We start from the raw sequence: 23,001 nt of genomic DNA, 5'->3' as shown, positions 1-23,001 counted from the left end.
GATGGCTCGTTCTTCCCAACGGTCTCGCACCACCGAAAAAGTCCTTGATGTCAAAACACGCATTGCCCAGAGTCATTATGGTCTTTTGGGCCTATCACCGACGGCATCGCCGCTAGAAATCCGCCAACGTTACCGGGAACTTAGCAAGCAGTTTCACCCCGATACGACGGTTTTGCCGGAAGCGGAAGCCACGGCAAAGTTTCAACGTCTCAATGAAGCCTACGGCATTTTAAGCAGTCCGGAGCGGCGATCGCTTTACGATTTGCAGATTGGGTTTTCTCGCTATAGTGTGATCCAGCCCTTACAAAATGAGCAGGGAGAGCGTGGTTATTCAAATTCTGCCTATCTCGATCCGACGGATCGGCCCCTCTCGGCGGGGGAAATTTTCGCGCTTTTTATTATGGGTTTAACTTTTGTCGGTTGTGTATTGTTGGCGATCGCCCTAGGGATTAGCCGCCAAGACCTAAATCTAGAGGGATTCTTTTAGGGTTGCAGTGCAGTTGTCACCAAAAAGAAATTGGTAGACTGAACTGTGGCCTTTTGAGCCAAGCCAATCACCCTCTACCAAAACCATGTCCACGATGCCTTCCCTTGATAGCCCCCTCTACAACCATCCCCTCCCCAAAATTGAGCAGTGGCTCCGGGAGATGGGCTGCGAGCAAGATCCCCAAAATCTCCACTGTTGGACAGTCGGCCGCCCTGGTTGGCAAGCAGAAATTCGCCTCGAAATCGAAGAGCTGGCGGTGTCCTACCTCAAAGCGGGGGCCGATGGTTCTGACATTGAGCGTTCGTTTAAATATTCCCTTAGCCGTCGAGATATTGAAGCTGCTGTTTTTTCAGGGCCTTAAGGGTTTCTGGTTGCAAATCCGGGAGAGTAATGATTTCCAGAAAGCCTTCCTGGGCCTGGGGTGGCGCGGCTTCGAGATCATGAATCATTTTTTCGATAATTTCTGGGGGAACCTGGCGCGATCGCCTTTGGTTACGGGCCAAGCAAATCCCTAAAGGACAAGCTAAATACCAAGCCAGCCAATTCATGGGCGGGCATTTTTCTAAAAAATCTAATCGCCAGGGTTGATGGCAGTTGGTGGCATCATAAATGACAGGTTTTCCCTGGGCGATCGCCTGGTGTAGCCGCCACAGCACAATCGCCTCAATGGTGGGCCAATCCCCTTGAATCCCTGGGTCGCCGTACAATTGCGACCGAATCCCATCGGTAGAAATTAAGCAAGCCTGGGGCATACTTTGGCGCAACCACTGGGCAAAGGTAGATTTGCCAGAACCAGGGGCACCAATGAGAAAATGCGATGGGGGTTGTGCCGAGGAAAACACAATCAGTTTGAACTCATGTTTTGCGTAATATCGACGAATTAACGGGGATAGATGAAGACTTTTGCTGAGATGACAACGGGACGCTGGCTCGCCTGCGGGGGCTTGGCACTCTTGATTTTTTTTATGTTTTTGCCGCCGAGTTATTACCTCATGGCCGCCTTCCCTTGGATCTTACTCTGGCAGGGGGGATTCTTACTGTTGGGTCTTGCCCTCTTGGTGATGCTCCGGAAATTTGAGCTGCCTTTTCGTCCCCTAGGCTATGGTTTGGATTGGGGCATTCTCGCGGTGGCGATCGCCTGTGGACTATCCACCGTATTTGCGCCGTTTAAAGGGGTTGCCCTGTTGAATCTCGTCACCCTCTCAGGGTATGGCGTTGTCCTCTATGGTCTCCGGAACCTTGGCGGCCTGGGTGCTTGGACTTGGCAAAATCAATGGCGGGGTCTTGTGGGGCTGGGTTTTGGGATCAGTTTCGTGAGCCTGATTGGTTGGTTGATGGCTAATGGTGAGCTAGAACGCAACTCCATTCCCCTGGGCCATCACAACTTTATGGCGGCCTATTTCTGCCTTGTGTTGCCGATGATCTTGAGCTTTGCCCTCGCCCAACGGGAAAAATTGCGGGGCCTGCTCTTGGTGCTGAGTACTCCCCTGCTTTATCTCCTCTACACTTGCTCCTCCCGGGGGGGCTTTGTGGGGTTATTTTTGTGGGCGATCGCCACCATTGCCTTCGTTATTGGCCGCACAAAAGGTAAAAAACGCTTGATTTCCGGCACCATTGCCCTATTTCTGTTGGGGATCATGGTGACAGCGGGATTACAACACCCCCGGGTGCAGCGGCTGATTCAAATTAATCTCAACGATGGCTTCCCAACGGTGCAGTTCCAAGTGGATGGGGAAACCGAAGACCGCTTATTTATGTGGCAGGCGGGCTTAAATATTTTGCGAGATCGCCCTTTAACGGGGGTCGGCCCTGGGAATATGTCCCGGGAATATAACCTCTACCGTCCGATCAATGTCGGCTCCGGCGCCGCCCACATCCAACAACTCCACAGCAATCCGATCCAACTCCTGGGAGAACTGGGTTTAATCGGTGGGGTGGCGATCGCCTTTTTCTTGGTGCAGCTAATTCGGCTCGGTCATCGTATCCATCACCACACAGATAACCCGAAAATCAAACGGTTGCTCTATGGTTTGGGGGGCGGTTGGTTTGCCTACGCCATGGCGACCCTCACCGATTATCAATTAGAAAATATCCCCATCAGCCTTACCCTAACTTTGACCATTATTTTGCTGCTGAGTGTTGCAGATCAGATTTTAAACGAAGTCACTCCCCAACCCTTACCCATTCCCGAACGTCGTTTGTGGAGCTTAGGGAGCCTCGCTGGTTTTTTAGGGGCTTTGTTAGTTGCGGTGCCCTACAGTGCTGGGATGTATCTTTTTTCACGGGGACAGACCCTCTGGGCCAATGGGCAACCGGAAGCGGCCTTTACCGCGGTGAACCGCGCCTATGCCCTCAATGGCTGGAATGTGAACTATCCCCTCCGCTTGGGCCTGTGGCTGTGGGGAACGCGCCAGGCAACGGATAACCCAGAAAGCAACCAACAAACCACAGAACTGGCGGCGGAATATTTCCTCGATGCCCACTCCCTGATCCCCAACGATTACTATGCCAACGTTAATACAGGGGTTGTGCTGCGGGAATTAGACCCAAGCTTGGCGCAACCATACTTTGAACGGGCAATCCAGTTGTTATCGCGGGAAGCAGAACCTACCTATTTTCTCCTTGGTCAAATCTACCTCCAGACCGATCAACAGGAAAAGGCGATCGCCGCCTTTGCGCTCCAGGGCTTAGTCGACCCCAATATCATGACCCTCGGCCAATGGGAGCAAGAACCCTTTGCGGCGGTGCGGGTGGAGGCCGTCGAAGCGTCCCTCGCTTTGTACCAGGATCTACTTGAACGTCTTGATCCCCAAGATCCTTACATCATCACCCTCCAGGAACGAATGGCTTGGTTGGCCTGGTGGCACGGTCTGCCGATTCCCCACCGGGATCATCTCAGTCAGTTTTCACCGATGGTGCAGGCATTGATTTTAGGCGATCGCCAACCCGAACAAGCCATGGAAATCATCGACCAACAAATTGCCCAAAACCCGGACAATAATACCCGTTGGCTCATTCTCAAGGCTTGGTTTCAGCCGGACTTTAATCTGAATCTAAACCTCAAACAAGCCGATGCAGAAGACTCCCAAACCTATCTCCTGACCTCCCGCCGTGCCGAAGGGGTGACGCTCCAGGCATGGTTGAAGCAGATTGCCGAACTTGCCAAACCCGTCGGTAGTGAGCGCCTAGCCTCTCGACTGCTTTACCGTATTGAGGATTTTGAAGCGGTGGATACGGTGTTGCGTCCCGATGATCTCCAGACGTTTCGTCTCCTATCACTGTTGGGGCTGGGAAGTGGTTATCCCCGCACGTTCCCGGTCTTAGATCAGCTGATCAACGATGTCCGTACCGAGGCGTTGGGCCTGCCTCACCCCACTGAAAACGATTTCCAACTCAGGGAACAATAAATTTCACGGTCAACATTTAAGCGCAATTTAAAAATTTCATGGGTAATGCATCAAAAACTTGGCTGCTGGGCCTTGATCGCCAGATCTGGATCCTCGCCGCAGGCCGACTCCTTTCCCAGATTGGCACCGGGTTCACTGCCTTTTATGCGCCAATCTTTTTCGTAAATCAGGTGGGCCTATCAGCGACCCAGGTGGGCCTTGCCTTAGGGAGTGCCTCGGTTTCGGGGGTTGTGGGCCGTTTTTTAGGGGGAACAGGGGCGGATAATCCAGCCTGGGGACGCAAAAAAACGCTGCTGGCTGCCGCAGGGGTTTCGGCGATCGCCGATGTGGCTTTGGCAACGGCAGATACGTTTTGGCTGTTGGTGTTGGGAAATTTGTTAATGGGGCTGGGGATCGGTTTGTATTGGCCTGCGACAGAAACAGTGGTGGCAGATTTAACCAGCGGTAGTCAGCGCAATGAAGCCTTTGCCTTGGTGCGCCTGGCGGACAACATTGGCCTCGGTACAGGGGTGATGCTGGGGGGCTTGATCATTGCGACGATTCAAAATTATCGCTTACTGTTTGTCCTCGATGGCGTCAGTTTTGTGGTGTTCTTTGGGGTGATCTGGGTGGCGATCGCCGAAACCTACCAAAGCCACGAAGATGTCCAAGCGGATGGTAATAGCTGGTTAACGGCCCTCCAGGATCAACGGCTGGTAATTTATATGGCCGTCAATGTGATGTTTACGCTGTATATCGCCCAGATCCAAAGTACAGCCCCCCTATACCTCACGAATTTCATTGAATTTTCGCCCCAGGTGATTAGTGGCCTGTTTGCCTGGCATATCGTGTTTGCTTCCGTCTGTCAGTTGCCCATCGCCCGGCGTTTAAATAGCTTGAGCCGCCCCCATGCCCTGATGGTTTCCCTCCTGTTGTGGGGCATGGGTTTTACGGTGATGTGGGGAGCGGGTATTGGTGCGATTCCGGCCCTGGTGGGGGCGATCGCCAGTCTGGGGATTTTAGCCCTAGCCACCGATGCCTATACCCCAGCCGCTTCTGCTTTGGTGGTTGATCTCGCCCCAGCCTCCCAACGGGGTGTTTACCTCGCACTGAATTCCCAATGTTGGGCGATTGGTTATTTAATTGGGCCACCGATCGGCGGTTGGGCCTTGGATCAGGTGCCGGCGATCGCCCATGGATTTTGGCTGGCGGGGGCAGTGAGTATTGTCCCTTGTCTGTTAACCTTGCGTTACCTCGAAACCCTCATCACCCACAAAAAAACGGAGGGTTAACTCCGTTCAATGGTCAATTATTTCCTGTAAATTCACTAAGTCTGGGAAACAAAACTTTCTTCTTCTCCCTGGTGGGTGGTTTTAACCCACTTGAGCCGTTTGGGGCGCACCGACATCCGGGCCGTAGTTAGGGGCATCACGACCATCCAATGGAGCATATAAACCATCGTTAGGCCACAGGCCGTAAAAATTTTTGTGACCTTCGCCCAAGTCCAGGGCAACTCGCGATAGACACGCATATTTCCCTGCACCATTGCCCAGAGGGAAAGGCCTAGGGCGAGGGTCGTCATCGGCATCAGGACGGGTAAATGGCCCTTCAGTACTGCAAAAATAAAGTCGGGAATCGCCGCAGTGGGGAGCAAATACTGCATCAAGATAAAGGAAAAGAGATCGACTTTTTTACCAAAGCCGAGGCGCTTATTCGAGAAATATCGCCAATAGTCGAGGTAGCGCTGGTAACCCCCTTCGGCCCAACGGCTGCGCTGGTGCCAGAGGGCGATCGCCTTGGTGACTCCTTCTTCGTTAACAGCGGGATTAAGCAAAAAGCCAATTTTCCAATTGTCCAGGTGAAGGCGGATGGTGAGATCCAAATCATCGGTGATCGTTTCTTCGTTCCAACCACCACATTGATCCAAGGCAGAACGGCGCACAAACTGACCATTACCCCGTAATTCGCCGATGCCCCCCAGGGCAATCCGTTGTTGTTGAAAATAACTGTCGAGGATCATTTCTGTGGCTTGACCCTTCGTCCAGAAATTTAGCGGTTCGTTGGCGATCGCCTTCCGGACTTGGATCGCCCCGACATTCTCATCGGCAAAGAGAGGCACCACATGGCGCAAAAATTCCGACGGTACCGTGGCATCGGCATCAAAGACCGCAATAATTTCGCCCTGGGTTTGGGCTAGAACTTGGTTGAGGGCACCTGACTTCCCACCACCGGCATTGGGAGAGCGATGCACCACCTTTAACTGGGGATACTCCAGGGCCAATTGATCGAGGATCTGGGGCGTTTTGTCGGTGCTGGCATCATCAATTAACCAGACCTCACATTTCGCCGTCGGGTAATCCAATTGGCAGAGATTTTTTACTAAACGCCCAATCACTGCCTCTTCGTTCTTCGCCGAGACAATGAGGGAAACGATGGGTGCAGTGGTTAAATCCTCGTCAGCTAGGGGTTGGGGTTGGGGATCAGGCTGGGCGCTAACCAAACGGATGGCCTGAACCAAAAGCAGACCCGTAGCCCCCAAAACCGCCGTTGACCCCCAGCTCACACTGTGCAGGACAAAGGCGATCGCCCAGATGAAACTGAGCATCAAGGCTGACTTTTTACGACGTCCCCCTAATCCCTGGAAAAAATCACTCCGAAATTCCGCTTCGGCTACCTCTGGATCAGTCAGTTCATCTAAAAAAGCCCCAAGGGGATCGTGATTGTCATCGGTTTGCCAGGGTTGATTTGCCATGCGGAGATTCTCCTCTTCCAAAAAGTGCGGTTCGGGGGCTGGGGATAATTGCGTTTGCCGCTCGACATTCATGATAATCGATAGGCTTGTCCCCTTGGGGAACGATGCTCAAGGGACTGGACTGCTATTGCTACGGGGTTGGCACGGTGAAGGTTACTCCTTCGTAAATGTCCGTGAGGGGGGCATCAAGATCAAAGGATTCTAAATGGGCGATCGCCTCAAGCCCTTCGTAAATTTGTACTGTCCAGATGTCTTGGGTCTGTCGGCGAAAACATTGCACAAAGGGGCTTTCTGTGCCAACGAGTAGATATTCTTCTAGGCTGGGCAGGGTGCGATAGTACAAAAATTTAGCAGTTTGATCAAAATTTTTCGTCGAGGGAGAAAGCACTTCAATGATCAGTTTCGGAAAGTTGAGATAAGTCTGGGCCGGATCATCGCGGCGATCGCAGGTTACAAGGACATCTGGATAAAAAAAGCGTCGTTGATGAGCAACATTTACTTTCATGTCGGACATATACGTCAGACAGCCAGAGCCTTTTAGATGATTTCTCAACAACATGGCACAGTTCAAACTAATCAGGTTGTGGTTTCCTGTGCCGCCCGCCATGGCATAAACTTCACCATCGACATATTCATGGCGGATATCACTGGTGGCTTCAAAAGCGAGATATTCCTCTGGGGTTAGGTATGAATGGTCACTGAGGGCAATCATAATTTTCTTTGAATTGGTATCTACTTAAAGCTTTTTCATCGGGGCCACCCGGGGATCAATGATTTTTTTACCGAGATTGGGAAACTGGATCGCCAGGTTGGTCTTTTTGTCATCCCCAAAAATTTTAATCACTTCCCCTTCCCCAAAGACGTTGTGGTGGACGCGATCGCCAATGTCCCATTTTTGTTGGGCCACTTCGGTGCGGGCGGCTTGTCGTTCCCGTCTTTTCTGGGAGCGTTGCTTCTGGCTAATGGACATCATCTTTGGCTCCTGCTTTGGGGGCATTGGGGCCGGCGATCGCCCATTGGAAGTTACCAACTCCTGGGGGAGTTCTGCGAGAAATTGCGAGGCAACGGCAGGCTCTCGATAACCCCACATATACCGCTCCCTGGTATAGCTGAGGAATAATTGCTCCTGGGCGCGGGTCAGGCCCACGTAACACAACCGCCGTTCTTCTTCTAAAGCAACAGGATCATTTAAGGAGCGGGTATGGGGAAATAGCCCCTGCTCTAGCCCTACCAAAAAGACCACCGGAAATTCCAAACCCTTCGCTGAATGGAGCGTCATCAAAGAAACCTGCTGGGACTCATCATTGAGGTTATCGAGATCCGAAGCGAGGGACGCATTTTCCAGAAAGCCATTTAAGCTACTGTCTTCATTTTCGTCTTGGAATTGCAGCATTGCATTGTAAAGCTCGGAAATATTTTCCACACGACTGTCGGCTTCTTCAGTACCTTGCATTTTTAAATCATCGATATAGCCGGAATTTTCCATCACATAATCGAGGATATCGGCACCGCGCATGGTCGCCATTTTGCCCTGCATTTCCTGGATTAGCCCAGCAAACTCGTTAATTTTCCGAGCCGCCCGTCCAGCGATGGTGGCTACGGAGGTTTCATCGCTGAGGATTTCCCAGAGGGGACAGCCTAATTCTTGGGCGGCGTGGTTGAGTTTATCGACGGTGGTTTTGCCGATGCCCCGCTTGGGCGTATTGATCACCCGCATCAGGCTCAGGGTATCGGCGGGGTTGGCGATCGCCTTGAGGTAAGCGAGGGCATCTTTAATCTCTTTGCGGTCATAGAATTTGAAGCCGCCCACCACTTGGTAGGGAATATTGTTACGAATCAGGAGATCTTCAAAGGGACGGGATTGGGCATTGGTGCGGTAGAGGATCGCAAAGTCGCCCCAGTCGAGTTCTGGATTTTTGCGCCGCAGACCGAGGATTTGATTTAAAACAAACCGCGCTTCTTCGTTTTCGTTATCCGCCTTGTGGCAATAAATTTCTTCCCCGGCGCCCCGGGTGGCCTTGAGCACTTTATCGATGCGCTGGCTATTTTGCTCGATCAAGGCATTGGCGGCTTTCAGAATATTTTCCCGGGAGCGGTAATTTTCCTCCAACTTAACCATCGTCTGGGTCTCGTCATCGGGGAGGCGATCGCCAAAATTTTCTTGGAATTCCAGCAAGATTGTGAAGTCCGCCATCCGAAACGAATAAATGGATTGATCCGCATCGCCAACAACAAACAAAGAGCGATTATGCCAACCCAAAGCGGCCTGGTTTGTTTCGCCATTGGTACTGAGTAGCCGAATCAACTCATACTGAATCCGGTTTGTATCCTGATACTCATCCACAAGAATATGGTGAAATTGACTGTGCCAATAGCCGAGGATCGATTCATTTTGTTGGAGCAGCCGCACCGGGATCAGGATTAAATCATCAAAGTCAAGGGAATTATTCGCCGCCAAAGCCGTTTGATAGGCTTCATAAACTTCCGCCACCACTTTGCCTTTGTAACCCCCTTGCTGCCGGGCATAGTCATTGGGGGCAAGGCCGAGGTTTTTGGCGTTACTAATCTGATAGCGGATGGTACGGGGATTAAATTTTTTATCGTCTAGGTTCAGTTGCTGGGTGACAATGCGTTTGATCAATGTCTGGACGTCGCTATCGTCCATGATCGTGAAATTGCGCTGCCAGGTACGGCCCCGTTCGTCCTGATATTTGTTGATGTCATACCGGAGAATTCGCGCGCAGAGGCTGTGAAACGTGCCAATCCAGAGCTGTTTTGTCACCTGCTTGTAAACCTGCGATCGCAATTTTTTTTGCTCAAACTCCGGCAGCCCTCCCAGGGGTTTACCATGTTGCAGTTCTGCGAGCTGTTGGGCATAGAGCAGTTCTACCCGTTCTTTCATTTCGCGGGCAGCCTTGTTCGTAAAGGTGACGGCCAGAATATTCTCTGGATCAACACGGTGGTTGCGAATCAAATGGGCAATGCGAAACGTCAAGGCCCTGGTTTTGCCTGAGCCAGCCCCGGCCACCACCAGGAGTGGCCCACAAAAATGTTCAACAGCACGACGTTGGGAGGGGTTGAGTTGGGCTAACAAGTCAGACATGGAAGGTAAGGTTCACAGCACAAGGAGAGACCTTATTTTGACATACTCCCCGGCGTGGCAGGGTTCGGTTAGTTCATCTCGGCGATCGCCCCTTTGTAGAGTTTTTGGATGGACTTGATCACCCGCTGAAAAGGAGAGTTTGCGTGCTGGGACTCCGGCGCTAGAGATTGCAAGCGATTAAGCAATTTTGCCTCTTCCGTTTCAATTTGACTATCGCTATAGACCATGTGACTAACCGCATCGAGCAGTTCTTGGTATTCCGCCTCGTTGGTATGGTCATCAATATATTCTTCAACGAGACGGTAACAATCCTCTGGTTTGACGGGAACCGCCTCACATAACAAAGCCCGAATATCCGGATCTTGGGAGAGGTTTTTTTGATCCGCAATTTGGTGGAGATATTGACGTTCTTCTACCTGGATTTCGCCGTCGATCCAAGCGGCACTAAAAAGAATTTTAAAAAGTTGTTTGTTTTTATCTGCCGTCTGCATGGGGGTCCTCCCGAATCAGTGGGGAAAGTTATGGGCCAAAACCTTCTTGATTGTCTCTACCCTAAACTCCCTGTCTTGTTACCCCGAATTTTCTGTTGAATATCTTAAACATTCTGACTTGAACTTTTCCTGAACCCGCACCGATTCAACCAGAAAGAAAGGCGATCGCCCCGAAGAGACCCCCACCAATCGTTTACAATAATTAATACTTTTTTGAGAATCAAACCGTAGGACAAAAGTAATGCGTGTAGCAATCGTTGGAGCAGGCCTCGCCGGACTCAGCACCGCCGTTGAACTGGTCGATGCAGGCCATGAAGTCGAAATCTTTGAAGCTCGCCCCTTTGTCGGTGGAAAAGTCGGCAGTTGGGTTGACAAAGACGGCAATCACATCGAAATGGGCCTTCATGTCTTCTTCGGTTGCTACTACAATCTGTTTTCCCTGATGGAAAAAGTCGGTGCAGGCAATAACCTCCGCCTCAAGGAACACACCCACCAATTCATTAACGAAGGGGGCAAAATTGGCGAACTCGACTTCCGTTTTCCCGTCGGTGCTCCTTTCCATGGTCTCAAAGCGTTCTTTACCTCTTCTCAACTTTCGGCGATCGACAAAGCCGCCAATTCCCTGGCCCTAGGAACAAGCCCCATTGTGCGGGGCCTCGTTGATTTTGACGGAGCCATGAAAATGATCCGCGACCTCGACAAAATCAGTTTTGCCGATTGGTTCCGGAGCCACGGTGGTAATGACGGCAGTCTCAAGAAAATGTGGAATCCGATCGCCTATGCCCTCGGCTTTATCGACACCGAAAATATCTCCGCCCGCTGCATGTTGACCATTTTCATGTTCTTCGCCGCAAAAACTGAAGCCTCAGTGCTGCGGATGCTCGAAGGCTCTCCCCACGAATATCTCCACAAACCGATTGTCAACTACCTCGAAGCCCGGGGCACCAAGATTCATACCCGCCATCGGCTTACCGATATCCACTACACCCTAGAAGGACAATCCAAAATTGATGGCATCGTCATTAACAACGGTGAAACTACCGAGACCATCACCGCCGATACCTATGTTTTTGCCCTTGATATCCCTGGTATCCAGCGCATTATTCCCGAAGCTTGGCGTCAATGGTCGGAATTTGACAACATCTACAATCTCGAAGCTGTACCTGTCGCCACTGTGCAATTACGCTTTGACGGTTGGGTAACAGAACTCAACGACCCCGAAAAACGTAAACAACTCCAAGAAGCGGTCGGTATTGATAATCTGCTCTACACCCACCAAGCCGATTTTTCCTGTTTTGCCGATTTAGCTCTCGCCAGTCCCGCCGATTACTACAAAGAAGGTGAAGGTTCTCTTATGCAATTGGTTTTGACGCCCGGCGATCCATTTATCAAAAAGAGCAATGAAGAAATCGCCCAGCACGTCTTGGCCCAGGTACATAAACTCTTCCCTTCTTCCCGAGAGCTGAATATGACTTGGTCGAATGTTGTCAAGCTCGCCCAGTCCCTTTACCGAGAAGCCCCCGGCATGGATGTGTATCGCCCAGCCCAAGCGACGCCCATCAACAATTTATTCTTAGCCGGAAGCTATACCCAGCAAGACTACATCGACAGCATGGAAGGCGCGACAATTTCCGGTCGCCAAGCGGCAGCAGCGATCCTCCGTACCGTCGAAGAACCACGCGAGAAAACCCCTGCGGTTGTGTAGGACGGCACTACTGCGGCATTACTGCAACTGAAAAAACTGTTCACCAAGCCTCCTGATACCAATAGAACGGGGGCTTTTTAATTGTTTTCTGACAAAAAACAAAAAAAGAGAGGAATTCAATCCTCTCTCAAACTTTTAAGTGCTTTTTTTAACAATCAATTTGTGATAACTGATCCTGGAATGTCGTCAGTTCTCAGAAATTACATGAGGCCGAGTTGTGCCAGAATACCTTTTCCGGTTAGGAGCTCAGTCAAAAGACCGATTACGAAACCGAGCATTGCTAGGCGGCCGTTCCAGTTTTCAGCGAAGGCGCTAAAACCAAATTTGCTTTCTTGATTTTCCATAATTTATTTCCTCAGAAGAATCTTGACGTATATAGTTGTTTTCTAGTCAACCAGTTGATACTTAATTTAACAAAAGTACAGATATCTTGCAACGTTTTGTTACTTGCTTAAAGGGGAATTTCTTCGAGGATTGAAACGAAAACAGGGCTGGAACTCTTTTCCTTCAAGGGTTTTCGCCTACATCTTGTCCGTAGGCTTTCCATGACAAACTAATCAAACCATTGATAATCGCCACGGCAACGGTCGCGCCACCTTTACGACTTTGCATGCAAATGTGTGGAATCGCCGCTTCTTCTAAATACTTTTGGGGCGCTGTGCCTGTCAGAAAATTAGCAGGAGTAAAAATGACCAGCGCAGGGCGAATGATGCCTTTTTTGACTAAAGTGACCAGACTAGACAGGGCGGTTTGGGATTGGCCAATGACAAAAATTGCTTCTGGATAACGGCGCGCCAGGGTTTCCATGCCCCAAGCGGTTTTTGTCTTTTCCCGCTGGGGGCGGGTGAGGGTATCGGCGCTACAGTAAACGGGATTGGCGAAGGAATTTTGAAGCTGTTCTGTGATGCCGACACGAACCATCGGAGCATCGACGATGATCGTACCGCGAGCGGCCAGGGCCGCTGCACCAGCCTGGAGGGCGTGTTCTGAAAAGTGAATCAGTTGAGCATACTCAAAGTCAGCGGTACAGTAAATGACCTGACGCACAATTTCATATTCGGCAGGGGAAAAGGAGTGTTTGCCAATTTCGCGATCAATGAGGGCTAAACTTTGGGCGTCGGTCAGATGCCATTCCATCATATTTTGTACTGCCTCGGCGTTGTTGGGCTCTGTTCGGTAGTCCTCCACAATTTTGACATACCCGAAAAGCCGCTAGAGTAGTTCTCCGGGAAAAATTAACTTGACATTAGTTTCATTGCAAGGCGCCTAAATATCTTGATGGGTAAGTGTTTCGGCATTATTCGGACAGTTTTTTATCTCGGCTTAGAATTTTGGAAGTAATGATTGGATCTTTGGTTTTTAATTGCCTTGAATGCGTTCGGGATTGCCGAAATAGTCTGGGGGAGATTTTTGAGTTGAGTCAACGGGGGGAATTACCGGCCACTGCTCACTTAGGGTTTGTAGGAGTTGATCCTGTTGTTGTCGATAGCCGCTAACGTCCCAGGTGCCGTTATTGATAATGGCAAACCAGACATTGCCTTGGGTTTGGGTTGGCATAACCCCAGCGAGGGCACTGACTTGGTTGAGGGTGCCCGTTTTAAAGGCGATGCCTGGGGGAATGGTGCGGTTATTGACGGTGCCGCCGCGATCTTGGCCTGCAATGGGTAGGAGATCGAATACGGTAAAGGGTTGTCCTTGGAGTTTGCTGTCGATGGCTTGGAGCATTGCTACGGCAGCCCGAGGGGAGACTTTGTTTTCGACGCCGAGGCCAGATCCGTTAATGAGCTGGATTTCTGATGTCGGAATATTCAGGTTTTGGGCAATGCGCGTTCCCATGGCTGGGCCACCGTTTAGGTTTTGGGCGATCGCCTCGGCCACGGCATTGTTGCTGTAGAGATTCATTTGTTTGAGGATGTCGGCCAGGGTTAAGGATTGATGGCTAAGGATGAGGGTTGCACCATCGGGTAGGGCTTGGCGAGCAAGGATTTTTCCGGCGATCGCCACCTGGGGACGGGGAGGACGCGGCGACATCTGTTGATATTGGGTTTCGATGGCGTCGTTCCAGGCGCGTTGATCAAGGGCGAGGCGCAAACTGTCCCCAGATGTGGCAGGCTCGGCGACATAATTCATCATGAAGTCACCGACAATAATTAAATTTCCTTCAATTTGACGAATTCCCGCTTGATTCAGGGCATTTCCCAGGGCGATCGCCTCTTCCCAAACAAATAAAGGATCACCCCCTGCCTCAACAATCAAATCTCTCTGAACTAGACCATTAGCCACCGTCCCCGTTGTGTAAACACGGGTGGTAAAGCGATGGGTCAACGGCCACTGCTCCAAGGCCGCTAAGGTAGTCGCAATTTTCGTTAGTGAAGCTGCCGACAGAGGTTGATTTCCCTGGTGGCTCCCCAGGGTTGACCAGGCTGATTCTAGCCAAATGCCCTGTAACGCCGGATCTTTGCCGCCAGAATCCAATTGCGCTAAGTATCGATCCACGATGGTTTGGGTATTTGTGTCCTGTTGGTAGCGAATCTCGAAGAGGCCCGCTTCTTGCCATTGCAAGCTTGCGTAGGAGGCGATCGCCAAATCCGTGCCATCCCCTTGCTGAAAAAAGCCCAAAAAACCCAAAATCCCCAAAGTTAACCCACTTAACATACCGTAAACCCCCATTGATCCCCGTCAATGCAAAATCACAATCAAAATTTGGGTCAATGATATCAACATCAAAATCTTCTCAGCCGTGACTTCAGTGACCCAACAGGCTTCTGGTAATATGTTGAAGGCTTCTATTCCTGATAAAAATGTCATCGACACGCGCAAAAATAGCCGTAGACGCTATGGGGGGAGATTATGCTCCAGACGAAATCGTTGCTGGGGCGATCCGAGCCGTAGAAGAACTCAATGTAGAAGTTTTTCTAGTCGGTGACCCTGTCCGCATCCAAAAGTATTTAGACGAACATTCATCTCCAGCCAACCAGTTTCTCCATGTGGTAGAAGCCGAAGGAGTGGTGGAAATGTGCGAAGAACCCCTCGTGGCCATTCGGCGCAAGCCCAAAGCGTCAATTAATTTATCGATGCAGCTTGTCCGTAAAAAACAAGCCGATGCCGTCGTTTCAGCTGGGCATTCTGGGGCGGCGATGGCTGCGGCTCTTTTGAAATTGGGTCGCATTAAGGGCATTGATCGGCCTGCAATCGGGGCTGTATTTCCGACCTTGAATCCCGAACGCTCGGTGATCGTGCTCGACGTGGGAGCGAATGTCGATAGTCGTCCGAAATATCTGGAGCAGTTTGCCCTGATGGGGACTATTTACAGCAAGTATGTCCTGGGGAACCGGGAACCACAGGTGGGCTTATTGAATATTGGAGAGGAGCCTTCCAAGGGCAACGAACTGGCCCTAAAAACCCACGAACTATTGAGTAGTAATCCCGCAATTCCTTTCAAAGGGAACGCTGAAGGACGGGATGTGCTGTCCGGTGAGTTTGATGTGGTGGTCTGCGATGGTTTTACAGGGAATATCCTCCTAAAGTTTGCAGAATCAGTCGGCGCAGTGCTCCTACAAATCCTAAAAGAAGAATTACCTCGTGGTCTGCGGGGTAAGCTGGGGGCGGCGGTATTAACTCCAAACCTCAAACGGATTAAGCAACGCATTGATCATGCAGAACACGGTGGCGCACTGCTATTTGGAGTGGCTGGGGTGTGTATCATTAGCCATGGTAGCTCGAAGGCACCGTCTATTTTTAATGCAATTCGTTTAGCCAAAGAAGCAATTGACAATCAGGTAATCCAACGGATTCAAAATTACACGGAGGAACACCAAGCTCTGCTTGAGCAGCAAACGAACTCCGCCACCACACTCTCTGAAGTGGCATCCAGTGCCATGATAGAAAAAAGCGAGTGAATGAATTACTATCAGATGAATCATCTCCGAGGAAGGAAGGGAGTCGAGCATTGAAATTTGATGGGGCAGGTATTGCCATTACAGGAAGTGGCTCTGCCACACCAAAAGCAGTCATCCATAATGATGATCTGAGTCAGTTGGTAGAGACTTCAGACGAGTGGATTCGCACTAGAACGGGGATCGCAAATCGTCATTTACTCCCAGAAGATAGTAGTTTGAGTGAATTGGCGGCAGAGGCGGCAAAAAAGGCGATCGCCGCCGCCCATTTATACCCAGAAGAAATTGATTTGATTATCCTGGCGACTTCCACGCCGGATGATTTATTTGGCAGTGCCGGGAAAGTGCAGCAGTTGATCGGCGCGAAAAATGCCACCGCCTTTGATCTGACGGCGGCCTGTTCTGGGTTTGTGTTTGGTTTAGTGACAGCAGCCCAATATCTGCGGACAGGCACCTTTCAAAAGATTGTTGTGATTGGTGCCGATGTGTTGTCCCGGTGGGTGGACTGGGGCGATCGCACTACCTGTGTCTTATTTGGCGATGGTGCTGGGGCCGTGGTGTGCCAGAGTAGCTCCCAAGATCAGTTACTCGGCTTTGAGATGTACAGCGACGGCAGTCAAAACGAATGCTTGAATCTTGCCTACGACGGGCATCCCAAATATTTAATCCATGATGTGTCAATTCAAAAAGGTGGCTATCGAGCAATCACCATGAATGGGCGCGAGGTCTATCGGTTTGCGGTGGCGAAAGTGCCGGAAGTCATTGAAAAAACCCTATTTCGGGCAGGTCTCACCACAGAGGATATTGATTGGCTCATTCTCCACCAGGCAAACCAACGAATTATTGATGCCGTGGCAAAACGCTTAAAGCTGCCTTCAGAAAAGGTAATTGCCAATCTCCAGGAGTATGGAAACACTTCGGCGGCCTCGATCCCCATTGCCCTCGATGAAGCGGTGCGGGCTGGCAAAATCAAACCGGGTCAAACGGTGGCCACCTCTGGTTTTGGGGCGGGTCTCTCTTGGGGATCGGCAATCTTTAAATGGGGAATGCCTCATTAGTGAAAGAAAAAGGCGATCGCCGCTTTTAAAAAATCACTTGAGTAAAAATATTACGCTGGGGCAAAACAACAAAACAAGCATACCAATGCCTAAGAAATTACCTTTGAGTGGGTTGAAATCATCCACAATTTTTTGCCACGGTAATCGAAATACAACTCTGCCAAAGTACAAATCCAAAGACAACATCACCATAACCCAAATCAAGCCAATGCCAGCACACTCAAGTAGATTTTGAGGCTTGATCCAAGGCAAGCAAAAGTAAGCTAATCAAGGTAAAAAGAAAGATTCCTGAACAGAGGCTAATATTTTTTCCTTTGCGGCGGCCAAACTTTTTCTGGAGATACCTAACGCGCAAGTTGCCATTAATAATTTCTCCAAAAGCAATTAGAATCCCAACTAAAAAGGCTCTAAAAATCATAGGTCATTGGCCTGAAGTGAAAACAATTTAGCTTTAATTCAATTTTCTGGCAATATATACTCCATAACTGTAATAGGCTTTGTATTGTTCATATAATTCAATTTCGTGCGTTTCCATTTCAACAATACTGTGGGCATTTTCACTATGATTGTTTCGTTTCAGAAAATCTTGAAAACGTGCCTGCATCGGTTGGTAATAATTTTCTAACCAACAATATTCTGGCAAAACAAAATAACCGATTGGCGAATACCCATGCTCTTCGAGCAGAGCAAACTTTGCAGAGGCTAGATCAATTTCTGGATATTCAACTTCCCAATATTTTTGAATTTCTAGCGGACGAAAATTTGTAAGCCAAGTGATTTCTGAAACGACCAATAATCCACCTGGTTTTAGGTAACAGTGCCAATCTTTGATCCCTTTTTCAAAGCCGATATTATAGATTGCTCCCTCAGACCAGATTACGTCAAATTCTGTATTATTAAAGGGTGATTTTTCCATGGAGCAGCACAGGGTCGATATTTTCTCAGAAAGTCCCTGTTCCTTTGCCCTAGTTTCAAGGACTTCCAGAAAATCTGGGAGGAAATCGACTGCGGTAATTTGTGCGTTTAATTGTTCCGCAAGTACCAACGTCGAAGCCCCTGTCCCGCAACCGATATCAGCAATTTTTAGGGGAGCAGTTTTATCTATCCCCGACAGATCAAGGGCAAGTTTAGTTTCTGTCTTTCCCCCAGGCCCTTGACGTTCAGCATCCTTGTGCAAGTCGATTAAAAGTTGATAGTCTGCCACTGGTTTGTCCTAGCCCACGGGTTTATTCCCTCAGGATATCGTCCGTACTACCAACTTATTTCAACAAGCAAAATATTCTTAAAGAAAAGACTGATATCCTTTCAAAGTTTAGGCAGGTGGCGTCAGGGTGACAATGCCGTAAGCTTCAGGATTCAGATATTTTTGTACAGATTGTTGAATGGTTTCGAGGGTAATGGCTTGGAGTAATTCCGGATAATTTAAAGCGGGTTCGAGATCCCGTAATAGCGAGTAATAGTAACCGTATAAATTGGTGCGATCGCTGGGCCGTTCATTCCCAAAAATAAAGCGATTAGCCACTTGAGTTTTCACCCGCTCTAATTCGTTGGGCAAAATAGAAGCGGTACGAATGGTTTGAATTTGTTCAAGAATCGCCGCTTCTACCGCAGGGATGTGCTCCGCTGGCAATTGGGCAGAAATATAGAAAACGCCCTGTTGTTTTTGGGTGAAGTTACTAACGCTGATTTGAGTCACTAGACCTCTTTTTTCCCGGAGATCCTGCACGAGGCGCGAGACTTTACCTTGCCCTAACACCGTCGCCAAAATATCGAGGGCATAGGTTTCTTCGAGATCCGTTAGCCCCGGCACGCGCCACATCATCACTAAACGGGCTTGCTGTAGGCCTTCATCTTCATAATGACGACGCACAATATTTTGAAAAGGGGCTTCGGGAGAGTGATCGTCAAAGGTGGGAACGGTTGCTGTGGGTTGGGATTGATACAGTTTATCGAAGGCTGCGGCGACTAATTCAATCAGGCGATCGCCTTCTAGATTTCCGGCAACGGCGGCAGTCATCCGTTGGGGTTGGTACCAAAAGCCGTGGAAATCCCGCATTTGTTGGGCTTGAAGATTTTCAATCACCTCACTAGGGCCAAGCACCGGACGACGGTAGGGCAACCGCTCAAATCCCGTCTCAATGGCGCGGAAATAGGTACGACGGCGGGGATTGTCCTCAGAACGACGAATTTCTTCGAGCACCACCTGGCGTTCCCGCTCAAAGGCAGCATCGGGAATGCTAGGATTTAGCACCACGTCCAGTTGCAGGGGCGCAAGTTCCGCAAAATCCTGGGGCGCACAGGTAATGTAATAGTGGGTGTATTCTTGGCTAGTGGCGGCGTTGGTGACGGCTCCTTTAGCTTCGATGCGCTGTTCAAATTCGCCATTGCCGATTTGGGGCGTTCCCTTAAAGACCATGTGCTCCAGGAAATGGGCCATCCCATTAATGCTGTTGGCTTCCACCGCAGACCCCACATTGAGCCACACATTGAGGCTCACGGCATCAACCGGCACCTGTTCGGCAATGATTGTCAACCCATTGGCCAGGGTCTTAATCGTTGGTTGGTTGAGGCGTGGGCTGGGCACTAGGATGGAAGTCATGGGCGAAGCGCTGGCAATTCAAAGTTTTTCCGTGTTTTTACTTTAACGCAATGTTGTTCATCGAGTTTTTACAGAAGGTTTTTGGGGACAGGTTTTTGGGCTTTTTTCTAGTGGTAACGCACCTGGGGGGAGAGGCAATTTATATTTTGTTGTTGAGTTTGTATTATTGGCTACTAGATCCCCGTCAGGGTCGGCTACTAACCCTTATTTTGACCCTGAGCGTGATCAGTAATCTTGTTTTGAAAAATGCCTTTGCCTTGCCCCGTCCCTATGTGGTTAATCCGGCGGTAATTACCCCAGAAGCGTTTCATACGGAGGGTAGTTTTAGTTTTCCCAGCGGCCATGCCCAGGGGATCACGACATTTTGGGGGGCGATCGCCTGGTTACATCAAAAGGTCTGGCTGTGGTTGGTGGCGATCACCATTATTATTTTGGTCTGTCTCTCGCGCTTATATTTGGGCGTTCATTTTCCGGTGGATGTGGCCGCTGGGATACTCTTAGGAATTTTTTGGATTAGCGTTGGCCTGTGGCTCAACGGAATGATTCCCTTACCGAATTATCAACTTTGGCAAAAAATTGGCTTTTGGGGCCTGGGGGGATTGGTGGCGATCGCCTTACCGGGATTAGCAGATTTACTGGGGATCTTCTGCGGTTTTTTGGTGCTTCCAAGTTTTACCTTTACGCCGCCCCAGGGCCACCGCGACAAAATAATGCTCGGATTCGGCGGGTTGGTGATCCTAATTCTCAGTTATCTCTTGCTGAAAGGAGCGAGTCTTGTGCTGCCCCCAATTGGCCTGGTTAATTATGGGCGCTATTTAGCGATCGCCCTCATCGTTACAGAAGGTATCCCCCGTCTCTGGCAACGCCTCCACCCAGTAAGATAAAAACACGCCACATCGCACAAATTCATGACCCAAGACTTTGATCTCAACCCGACTATTCCCGTCGCCCCCGCCGATTTTCGCTCTGGTTTTGTTGCCCTGATCGGTCGTCCCAATGTGGGCAAATCCACCCTAATGAATCAATTGATCGGTCAAAAAGTGGCGATCACCTCCCCCGTCGCCCAAACCACCCGCAATCGCCTCCGGGGCATCCTCTCCACTGACCAAGCGCAAATTATTTTTGTTGATACCCCTGGGATTCATAAGCCCCACCACGAGCTGGGAAAAATTTTGGTCAAAAATGCCCGCAGTACCGTTGGGGCCGTAGATTTAGTGGTGTTTATCGTTGATGGTGCGGTTCCCCTGGGTAAAGGCGATCAATTTATCGCGGATTTTTTGGTCAAAACCGAAGCCAAGGTGATCCTTGGGGTCAACAAAATCGACCAGCGCCCCGACAAGCGCCCGGAGATTCTTGCTTCCTACCAAGCCCTTGCCACCCAAAACCATTGGCAACTCCAAGAATTTTCGGCCCTCGCTGGCGATCGCCTCCCCGAACTCCAAGACAAACTTATTCAGGCTCTCGATCCTGGCCCCTACTACTACCCCCCCGACCTCATTACCGACCAGCCCGAACGCTTTATTATGGCCGAGCTAATCCGGGAACAAATTTTGCTCCACACCCGCCAGGAAATTCCCCATTCCGTGGCGATCGCCATTGAACAAGTCAATGAAGGGGAAGAAATTACCGAAGTCCGTGCCGCCATCAACGTCGAACGCAATTCCCAAAAAGGAATCATCATCGGCAAAAAAGGGGCCATGCTTAAAACCATTGGCACCGCCGCCCGTCAGCAAATCCAAAAACTGATCGCCGGTAAAGTTTATCTCGAACTCTTCGTTAAAGTTCAACCTAAATGGCGACAATCCCGCACCCGCCTCGCCGAACTTGGGTATCGCCTCGAAGATAACTGAACCGTCCAAACTGAAGCCTAGGCATAGCAATACCAATAACAAAGACTCCAAACCAAAGGGCGACTGGAGTCTCAGGAGGCATCCACCAGGAATACCGTTTCAATTTTGTCGCAACGCAAAAATAGCCTAACCCTCGTCGGAGTTCCGCAACTGGGGGCTGGGCTTCGGCGTGCGGGGCCGTCGGGAAGTGCGACCACGCCGACCGTCTTCCCTTCTACCACGAGAAGAACCAGAGGAACGCTCTCTCTGGCCACCATTGCCATCATGGCTACCGTACACATCCAAGGAAATTTTTTGCTGAGGATTGGTGGCAGCCCCATTGAGTACGGTTTCAATGGCCCGTAGATTTCGGCCACCACGCCCAAAGACCTTTCCCTTATCCTCTTGCTCAAAAGCAACACGGATCAAAACCCGGTTGCTACTCGATAGCTGTTCGCAATCTATCGCCAGGGATTGGGGGTCATCAAGCAATGGCTCTAGAAGAAATTTGGCTAATTTTTCGTAGTTTGCCGTTGCTGAATGGGATGCACTAGACAGATCGTCTAAATTAGACATTAAACTTGGTCGAATACTTTAGCTTTTTCGAGGAGGTCACGCACTGTGTCCGTCGGTTGGGCACCTTCTTTGAGGCGCTTCACGATCGCCGGCACATTCAGGCGGGTTTCATCGGTACGGGGATTATAAAATCCGAGTTCTTCTAGGGGACGACCATCGCGGCGGCTGGTGCTTTGGGCAGCCACAAGACGATAGCTAACTTCTCTTTTCTTACCAAAACGCTTTAGACGGAGCTTTACCATTTGTTTTAACTGTGAAAAACTTCTATAGAAATAACTATAACAGAGCCAATATACTATCAAAACATAAGCACTGGGGGATGTCAATTTGCCCTGGTTACAGTGAGAACCCCAGCGGCAGGGTGGGCAAGAATTGTTTATGATCAGTTTAGTTGAAGTTTTGTGAAGAATCTTGACTCTAGCACTCAATTCTCCGTTTTTGGCAACGTCTAAAGAGCGTCAGTGGCACTGTTTAGAACCCATCTGGCAAGGGGGGATGGCCGAAGTACAAAAGGGACTCCCCCACAGCCAACTCGCCCCGCCCTGGCAAATTTTGCTCTTGGGGGATGGTTCGCCGACCCGCCATTTGGGTCTGCTGACACGGGAAAAAATTGAGGTCGATGTGATCGATATGTCCCCCATTGGTACGGATAATGATGGGGCACCGAGTTTGATTTCTGCGATTCCAACACCCCATTTACGCCGTCAGGTGTGGTTGCGAACGGCGGGGGGACAACGTTTAGCCTATGCAACGTCCTGGTGGGATGCGAACCATGTGGATGATTATTTGCAAAATCGCAGTTTGCCCATTTGGGAGAGTTTGTCACGGCTCCACACGGAACTGTACCGGGATATTCAAGGAATTTATCTGGGGCGATCGCCAATCCTAGAAGCCGCTTTTCAGGAGGAAGGGCCTTTTTGGGGCCGCCATTATCTGTTTTGGCACGATGGTAAACCCTTAACTTTGATTTATGAGGTGTTTTCGCCCTATTTACGCAAATATTTAGGAAAACCGAGCCAGGAATTTCCCCAATAAAAAAATCCCCATCCCCAGGCGATCGCCAGCAGTAGGACGGGGTAAATATTTCTTACGTTTGCGGATGTTTAACGGTGCCTGAAA

At 50.0% G+C, this 23,001-nt stretch carries 22 protein-coding genes; 10 read left to right on the top strand and 12 right to left on the bottom strand.

Features of this window, described 5'->3' with window-relative positions:
• Position 1 precedes the first annotated feature (1 nt).
• Both AWQ24_RS02815 and AWQ24_RS02810 read left to right on the top strand, forming a co-directional pair.
• Entirely contained in the window at positions 2-487 is a 486-nt protein-coding gene (locus AWQ24_RS02815) for a J domain-containing protein (RefSeq protein ID WP_065715950.1), read from the top strand.
• A gap of 85 nt (positions 488-572) precedes the next feature.
• Complete coding sequence (locus AWQ24_RS02810; RefSeq protein WP_030005814.1) at positions 573-848, top strand: DUF3143 domain-containing protein; 276 nt, start codon at positions 573-575, stop codon at positions 846-848.
• Here the strand turns inward: AWQ24_RS02810 and AWQ24_RS02805 are convergent.
• A complete protein-coding gene (locus AWQ24_RS02805) occupies positions 805-1,329 on the bottom strand; it encodes an AAA family ATPase (RefSeq protein WP_065715949.1) in 525 nt (174 codons plus the stop codon). The genes AWQ24_RS02810 and AWQ24_RS02805 overlap by 44 nt on opposite strands.
• Before the next feature lie 51 nt (positions 1,330-1,380).
• Between AWQ24_RS02805 and AWQ24_RS02800 the strand changes: the two genes are divergently transcribed.
• Together AWQ24_RS02800 and AWQ24_RS02795 are read left to right on the top strand one after the other, a co-directional pair.
• Positions 1,381-3,894 (top strand): O-antigen ligase family protein, encoded by a 2,514-nt coding sequence (locus tag AWQ24_RS02800; RefSeq protein WP_083993480.1) that lies wholly within the window; start codon positions 1,381-1,383, stop codon positions 3,892-3,894.
• A 38-nt stretch (positions 3,895-3,932) separates the two neighbouring features.
• Complete coding sequence (locus AWQ24_RS02795; RefSeq protein ID WP_065715947.1) at positions 3,933-5,165, top strand: MFS transporter; 1,233 nt, start codon at positions 3,933-3,935, stop codon at positions 5,163-5,165.
• Between the two features lie 35 nt (positions 5,166-5,200).
• Here the strand turns inward: AWQ24_RS02795 and AWQ24_RS02790 are convergent, their stop codons facing one another.
• From AWQ24_RS02790 to AWQ24_RS02775, 4 genes are all read right to left on the bottom strand, one after another.
• The gene (locus AWQ24_RS02790; RefSeq protein WP_065717282.1) at positions 5,201-6,625 is read right to left on the bottom strand and encodes a glycosyltransferase family 2 protein; all 1,425 of its coding nucleotides are present in this window, start codon (positions 6,623-6,625) and stop codon (positions 5,201-5,203) included.
• A gap of 130 nt (positions 6,626-6,755) precedes the next feature.
• Positions 6,756-7,337, bottom strand: coding sequence for a Uma2 family endonuclease (locus tag AWQ24_RS02785; protein WP_065715946.1), 582 nt, complete (start codon positions 7,335-7,337; stop codon positions 6,756-6,758).
• Between the two features lie 24 nt (positions 7,338-7,361).
• Complete coding sequence (gene pcrA / locus AWQ24_RS02780) at positions 7,362-9,728, bottom strand: DNA helicase PcrA (RefSeq protein WP_065715945.1); 2,367 nt, start codon at positions 9,726-9,728, stop codon at positions 7,362-7,364.
• 68 nt (positions 9,729-9,796) lie between these two features.
• Positions 9,797-10,219: a TerB family tellurite resistance protein gene (locus tag AWQ24_RS02775; RefSeq protein ID WP_012306161.1), complete on the bottom strand. Its 423-nt coding sequence runs from the start codon at positions 10,217-10,219 to the stop codon at positions 9,797-9,799.
• A 241-nt stretch (positions 10,220-10,460) separates the two neighbouring features.
• On the opposite strand from AWQ24_RS02775, the gene zds reads away from it, so the two are divergent.
• Complete coding sequence (gene zds, locus AWQ24_RS02770) at positions 10,461-11,924, top strand: 9,9'-di-cis-zeta-carotene desaturase (RefSeq protein ID WP_065715944.1); 1,464 nt, start codon at positions 10,461-10,463, stop codon at positions 11,922-11,924.
• Between the two features lie 200 nt (positions 11,925-12,124).
• Here zds and AWQ24_RS02765 read toward each other — a convergent pair whose 3' ends face one another.
• The 3 genes from AWQ24_RS02765 to AWQ24_RS02755 all read right to left on the bottom strand — a co-directional run bounded on the left by AWQ24_RS02765 (position 12,125) and on the right by AWQ24_RS02755 (position 14,579).
• The gene (locus tag AWQ24_RS02765; protein ID WP_030005805.1) at positions 12,125-12,268 is read right to left on the bottom strand and encodes a high light inducible protein; all 144 of its coding nucleotides are present in this window, start codon (positions 12,266-12,268) and stop codon (positions 12,125-12,127) included.
• 163 nt (positions 12,269-12,431) lie between these two features.
• Entirely contained in the window at positions 12,432-13,061 is a 630-nt protein-coding gene (locus AWQ24_RS02760; protein ID WP_030005804.1) for a precorrin-8X methylmutase, read from the bottom strand.
• Between the two features lie 222 nt (positions 13,062-13,283).
• Positions 13,284-14,579 carry a D-alanyl-D-alanine carboxypeptidase gene (locus AWQ24_RS02755; RefSeq protein ID WP_065717281.1) on the bottom strand — a complete coding sequence of 432 codons (1,296 nt, stop codon included), beginning with the start codon at positions 14,577-14,579 and terminating at the stop codon, positions 13,284-13,286.
• A gap of 146 nt (positions 14,580-14,725) precedes the next feature.
• On the opposite strand from AWQ24_RS02755, the gene plsX reads away from it, so the two are divergent.
• Both plsX and AWQ24_RS02745 read left to right on the top strand, forming a co-directional pair.
• Positions 14,726-15,823, top strand: coding sequence for a phosphate acyltransferase PlsX (gene plsX, locus AWQ24_RS02750; protein WP_083993478.1), 1,098 nt, complete (start codon positions 14,726-14,728; stop codon positions 15,821-15,823).
• A gap of 50 nt (positions 15,824-15,873) precedes the next feature.
• Complete coding sequence (locus AWQ24_RS02745) at positions 15,874-16,878, top strand: beta-ketoacyl-ACP synthase 3 (protein WP_065715942.1); 1,005 nt, start codon at positions 15,874-15,876, stop codon at positions 16,876-16,878.
• 451 nt (positions 16,879-17,329) lie between these two features.
• Here the strand turns inward: AWQ24_RS02745 and AWQ24_RS02735 are convergent, their stop codons facing one another.
• Together AWQ24_RS02735 and AWQ24_RS02730 are read right to left on the bottom strand one after the other, a co-directional pair.
• A complete protein-coding gene (locus tag AWQ24_RS02735) occupies positions 17,330-18,082 on the bottom strand; it encodes a class I SAM-dependent methyltransferase (RefSeq protein ID WP_065715941.1) in 753 nt (250 codons plus the stop codon).
• 108 nt (positions 18,083-18,190) lie between these two features.
• On the bottom strand, positions 18,191-19,477 hold the full coding sequence (locus AWQ24_RS02730; RefSeq protein ID WP_065715940.1) for a pitrilysin family protein: 1,287 nt from the start codon (positions 19,475-19,477) through the stop codon (positions 18,191-18,193).
• 110 nt (positions 19,478-19,587) lie between these two features.
• Between AWQ24_RS02730 and AWQ24_RS02725 the strand changes: the two genes are divergently transcribed.
• Both AWQ24_RS02725 and era read left to right on the top strand, forming a co-directional pair.
• Entirely contained in the window at positions 19,588-20,361 is a 774-nt protein-coding gene (locus AWQ24_RS02725; protein WP_232318860.1) for a phosphatase PAP2 family protein, read from the top strand.
• 24 nt (positions 20,362-20,385) lie between these two features.
• The gene (era, locus tag AWQ24_RS02720) at positions 20,386-21,327 is read left to right on the top strand and encodes a GTPase Era (protein WP_065715938.1); all 942 of its coding nucleotides are present in this window, start codon (positions 20,386-20,388) and stop codon (positions 21,325-21,327) included.
• Positions 21,328-21,453: 126 nt separating this feature from the next.
• On the opposite strand, the gene AWQ24_RS02715 is transcribed toward era, so the two are convergent.
• Positions 21,454-21,882 carry a KH domain-containing protein gene (locus AWQ24_RS02715; RefSeq protein ID WP_012306150.1) on the bottom strand — a complete coding sequence of 143 codons (429 nt, stop codon included), beginning with the start codon at positions 21,880-21,882 and terminating at the stop codon, positions 21,454-21,456.
• Complete coding sequence (gene rpsP, locus AWQ24_RS02710) at positions 21,882-22,124, bottom strand: 30S ribosomal protein S16 (protein ID WP_030007128.1); 243 nt, start codon at positions 22,122-22,124, stop codon at positions 21,882-21,884. Before rpsP ends, AWQ24_RS02715 begins: the two co-directional genes overlap by 1 nt.
• 196 nt (positions 22,125-22,320) lie before the next feature.
• Here rpsP and AWQ24_RS02705 point away from each other — a divergent pair, with 196 nt between their 5' ends.
• Positions 22,321-22,917 (top strand): chorismate lyase, encoded by a 597-nt coding sequence (locus tag AWQ24_RS02705; RefSeq protein WP_254903397.1) that lies wholly within the window; start codon positions 22,321-22,323, stop codon positions 22,915-22,917.
• Positions 22,918-23,001: the final 84 nt, after the last annotated feature.

It is taken from the genome of Picosynechococcus sp. PCC 8807 (assembly GCF_001693295.1).
In the GTDB taxonomy this organism is placed as follows: Bacteria; Cyanobacteriota; Cyanobacteriia; order Cyanobacteriales; family MRBY01; genus MRBY01.
This window is presented reverse-complemented; position numbering and strand designations above follow the sequence as displayed.

Excerpts from the sequence above, each read along its gene's own strand:
- AWQ24_RS02815 (WP_065715950.1), top strand. The coding sequence starts at position 2 with ATGGCTCGTTCTTCCCAACGGTCTCGCACCACCGAAAAAGTCCTTGAT.
- AWQ24_RS02810 (WP_030005814.1), top strand. The coding sequence starts at position 573 with ATGTCCACGATGCCTTCCCTTGATAGCCCCCTCTACAACCATCCCCTC.
- AWQ24_RS02800 (WP_083993480.1), top strand. The coding sequence starts at position 1,381 with ATGAAGACTTTTGCTGAGATGACAACGGGACGCTGGCTCGCCTGCGGG.
- AWQ24_RS02795 (WP_065715947.1), top strand. The coding sequence starts at position 3,933 with ATGGGTAATGCATCAAAAACTTGGCTGCTGGGCCTTGATCGCCAGATC.
- AWQ24_RS02790 (WP_065717282.1), bottom strand. The coding sequence starts at position 6,625 with ATGGCAAATCAACCCTGGCAAACCGATGACAATCACGATCCCCTTGGG.
- AWQ24_RS02785 (WP_065715946.1), bottom strand. The coding sequence starts at position 7,337 with ATGATTGCCCTCAGTGACCATTCATACCTAACCCCAGAGGAATATCTC.
- pcrA (WP_065715945.1), bottom strand. The coding sequence starts at position 9,728 with ATGTCTGACTTGTTAGCCCAACTCAACCCCTCCCAACGTCGTGCTGTT.
- AWQ24_RS02775 (WP_012306161.1), bottom strand. The coding sequence starts at position 10,219 with ATGCAGACGGCAGATAAAAACAAACAACTTTTTAAAATTCTTTTTAGT.
- zds (WP_065715944.1), top strand. The coding sequence starts at position 10,461 with ATGCGTGTAGCAATCGTTGGAGCAGGCCTCGCCGGACTCAGCACCGCC.
- AWQ24_RS02765 (WP_030005805.1), bottom strand. The coding sequence starts at position 12,268 with ATGGAAAATCAAGAAAGCAAATTTGGTTTTAGCGCCTTCGCTGAAAAC.
- AWQ24_RS02760 (WP_030005804.1), bottom strand. The coding sequence starts at position 13,061 with ATGGAATGGCATCTGACCGACGCCCAAAGTTTAGCCCTCATTGATCGC.
- AWQ24_RS02755 (WP_065717281.1), bottom strand. The coding sequence starts at position 14,579 with ATGTTAAGTGGGTTAACTTTGGGGATTTTGGGTTTTTTGGGCTTTTTT.
- plsX (WP_083993478.1), top strand. The coding sequence starts at position 14,726 with ATGTCATCGACACGCGCAAAAATAGCCGTAGACGCTATGGGGGGAGAT.
- AWQ24_RS02730 (WP_065715940.1), bottom strand. The coding sequence starts at position 19,477 with ATGACTTCCATCCTAGTGCCCAGCCCACGCCTCAACCAACCAACGATT.
- era (WP_065715938.1), top strand. The coding sequence starts at position 20,386 with ATGACCCAAGACTTTGATCTCAACCCGACTATTCCCGTCGCCCCCGCC.
- AWQ24_RS02715 (WP_012306150.1), bottom strand. The coding sequence starts at position 21,882 with ATGTCTAATTTAGACGATCTGTCTAGTGCATCCCATTCAGCAACGGCA.
- rpsP (WP_030007128.1), bottom strand. The coding sequence starts at position 22,124 with ATGGTAAAGCTCCGTCTAAAGCGTTTTGGTAAGAAAAGAGAAGTTAGC.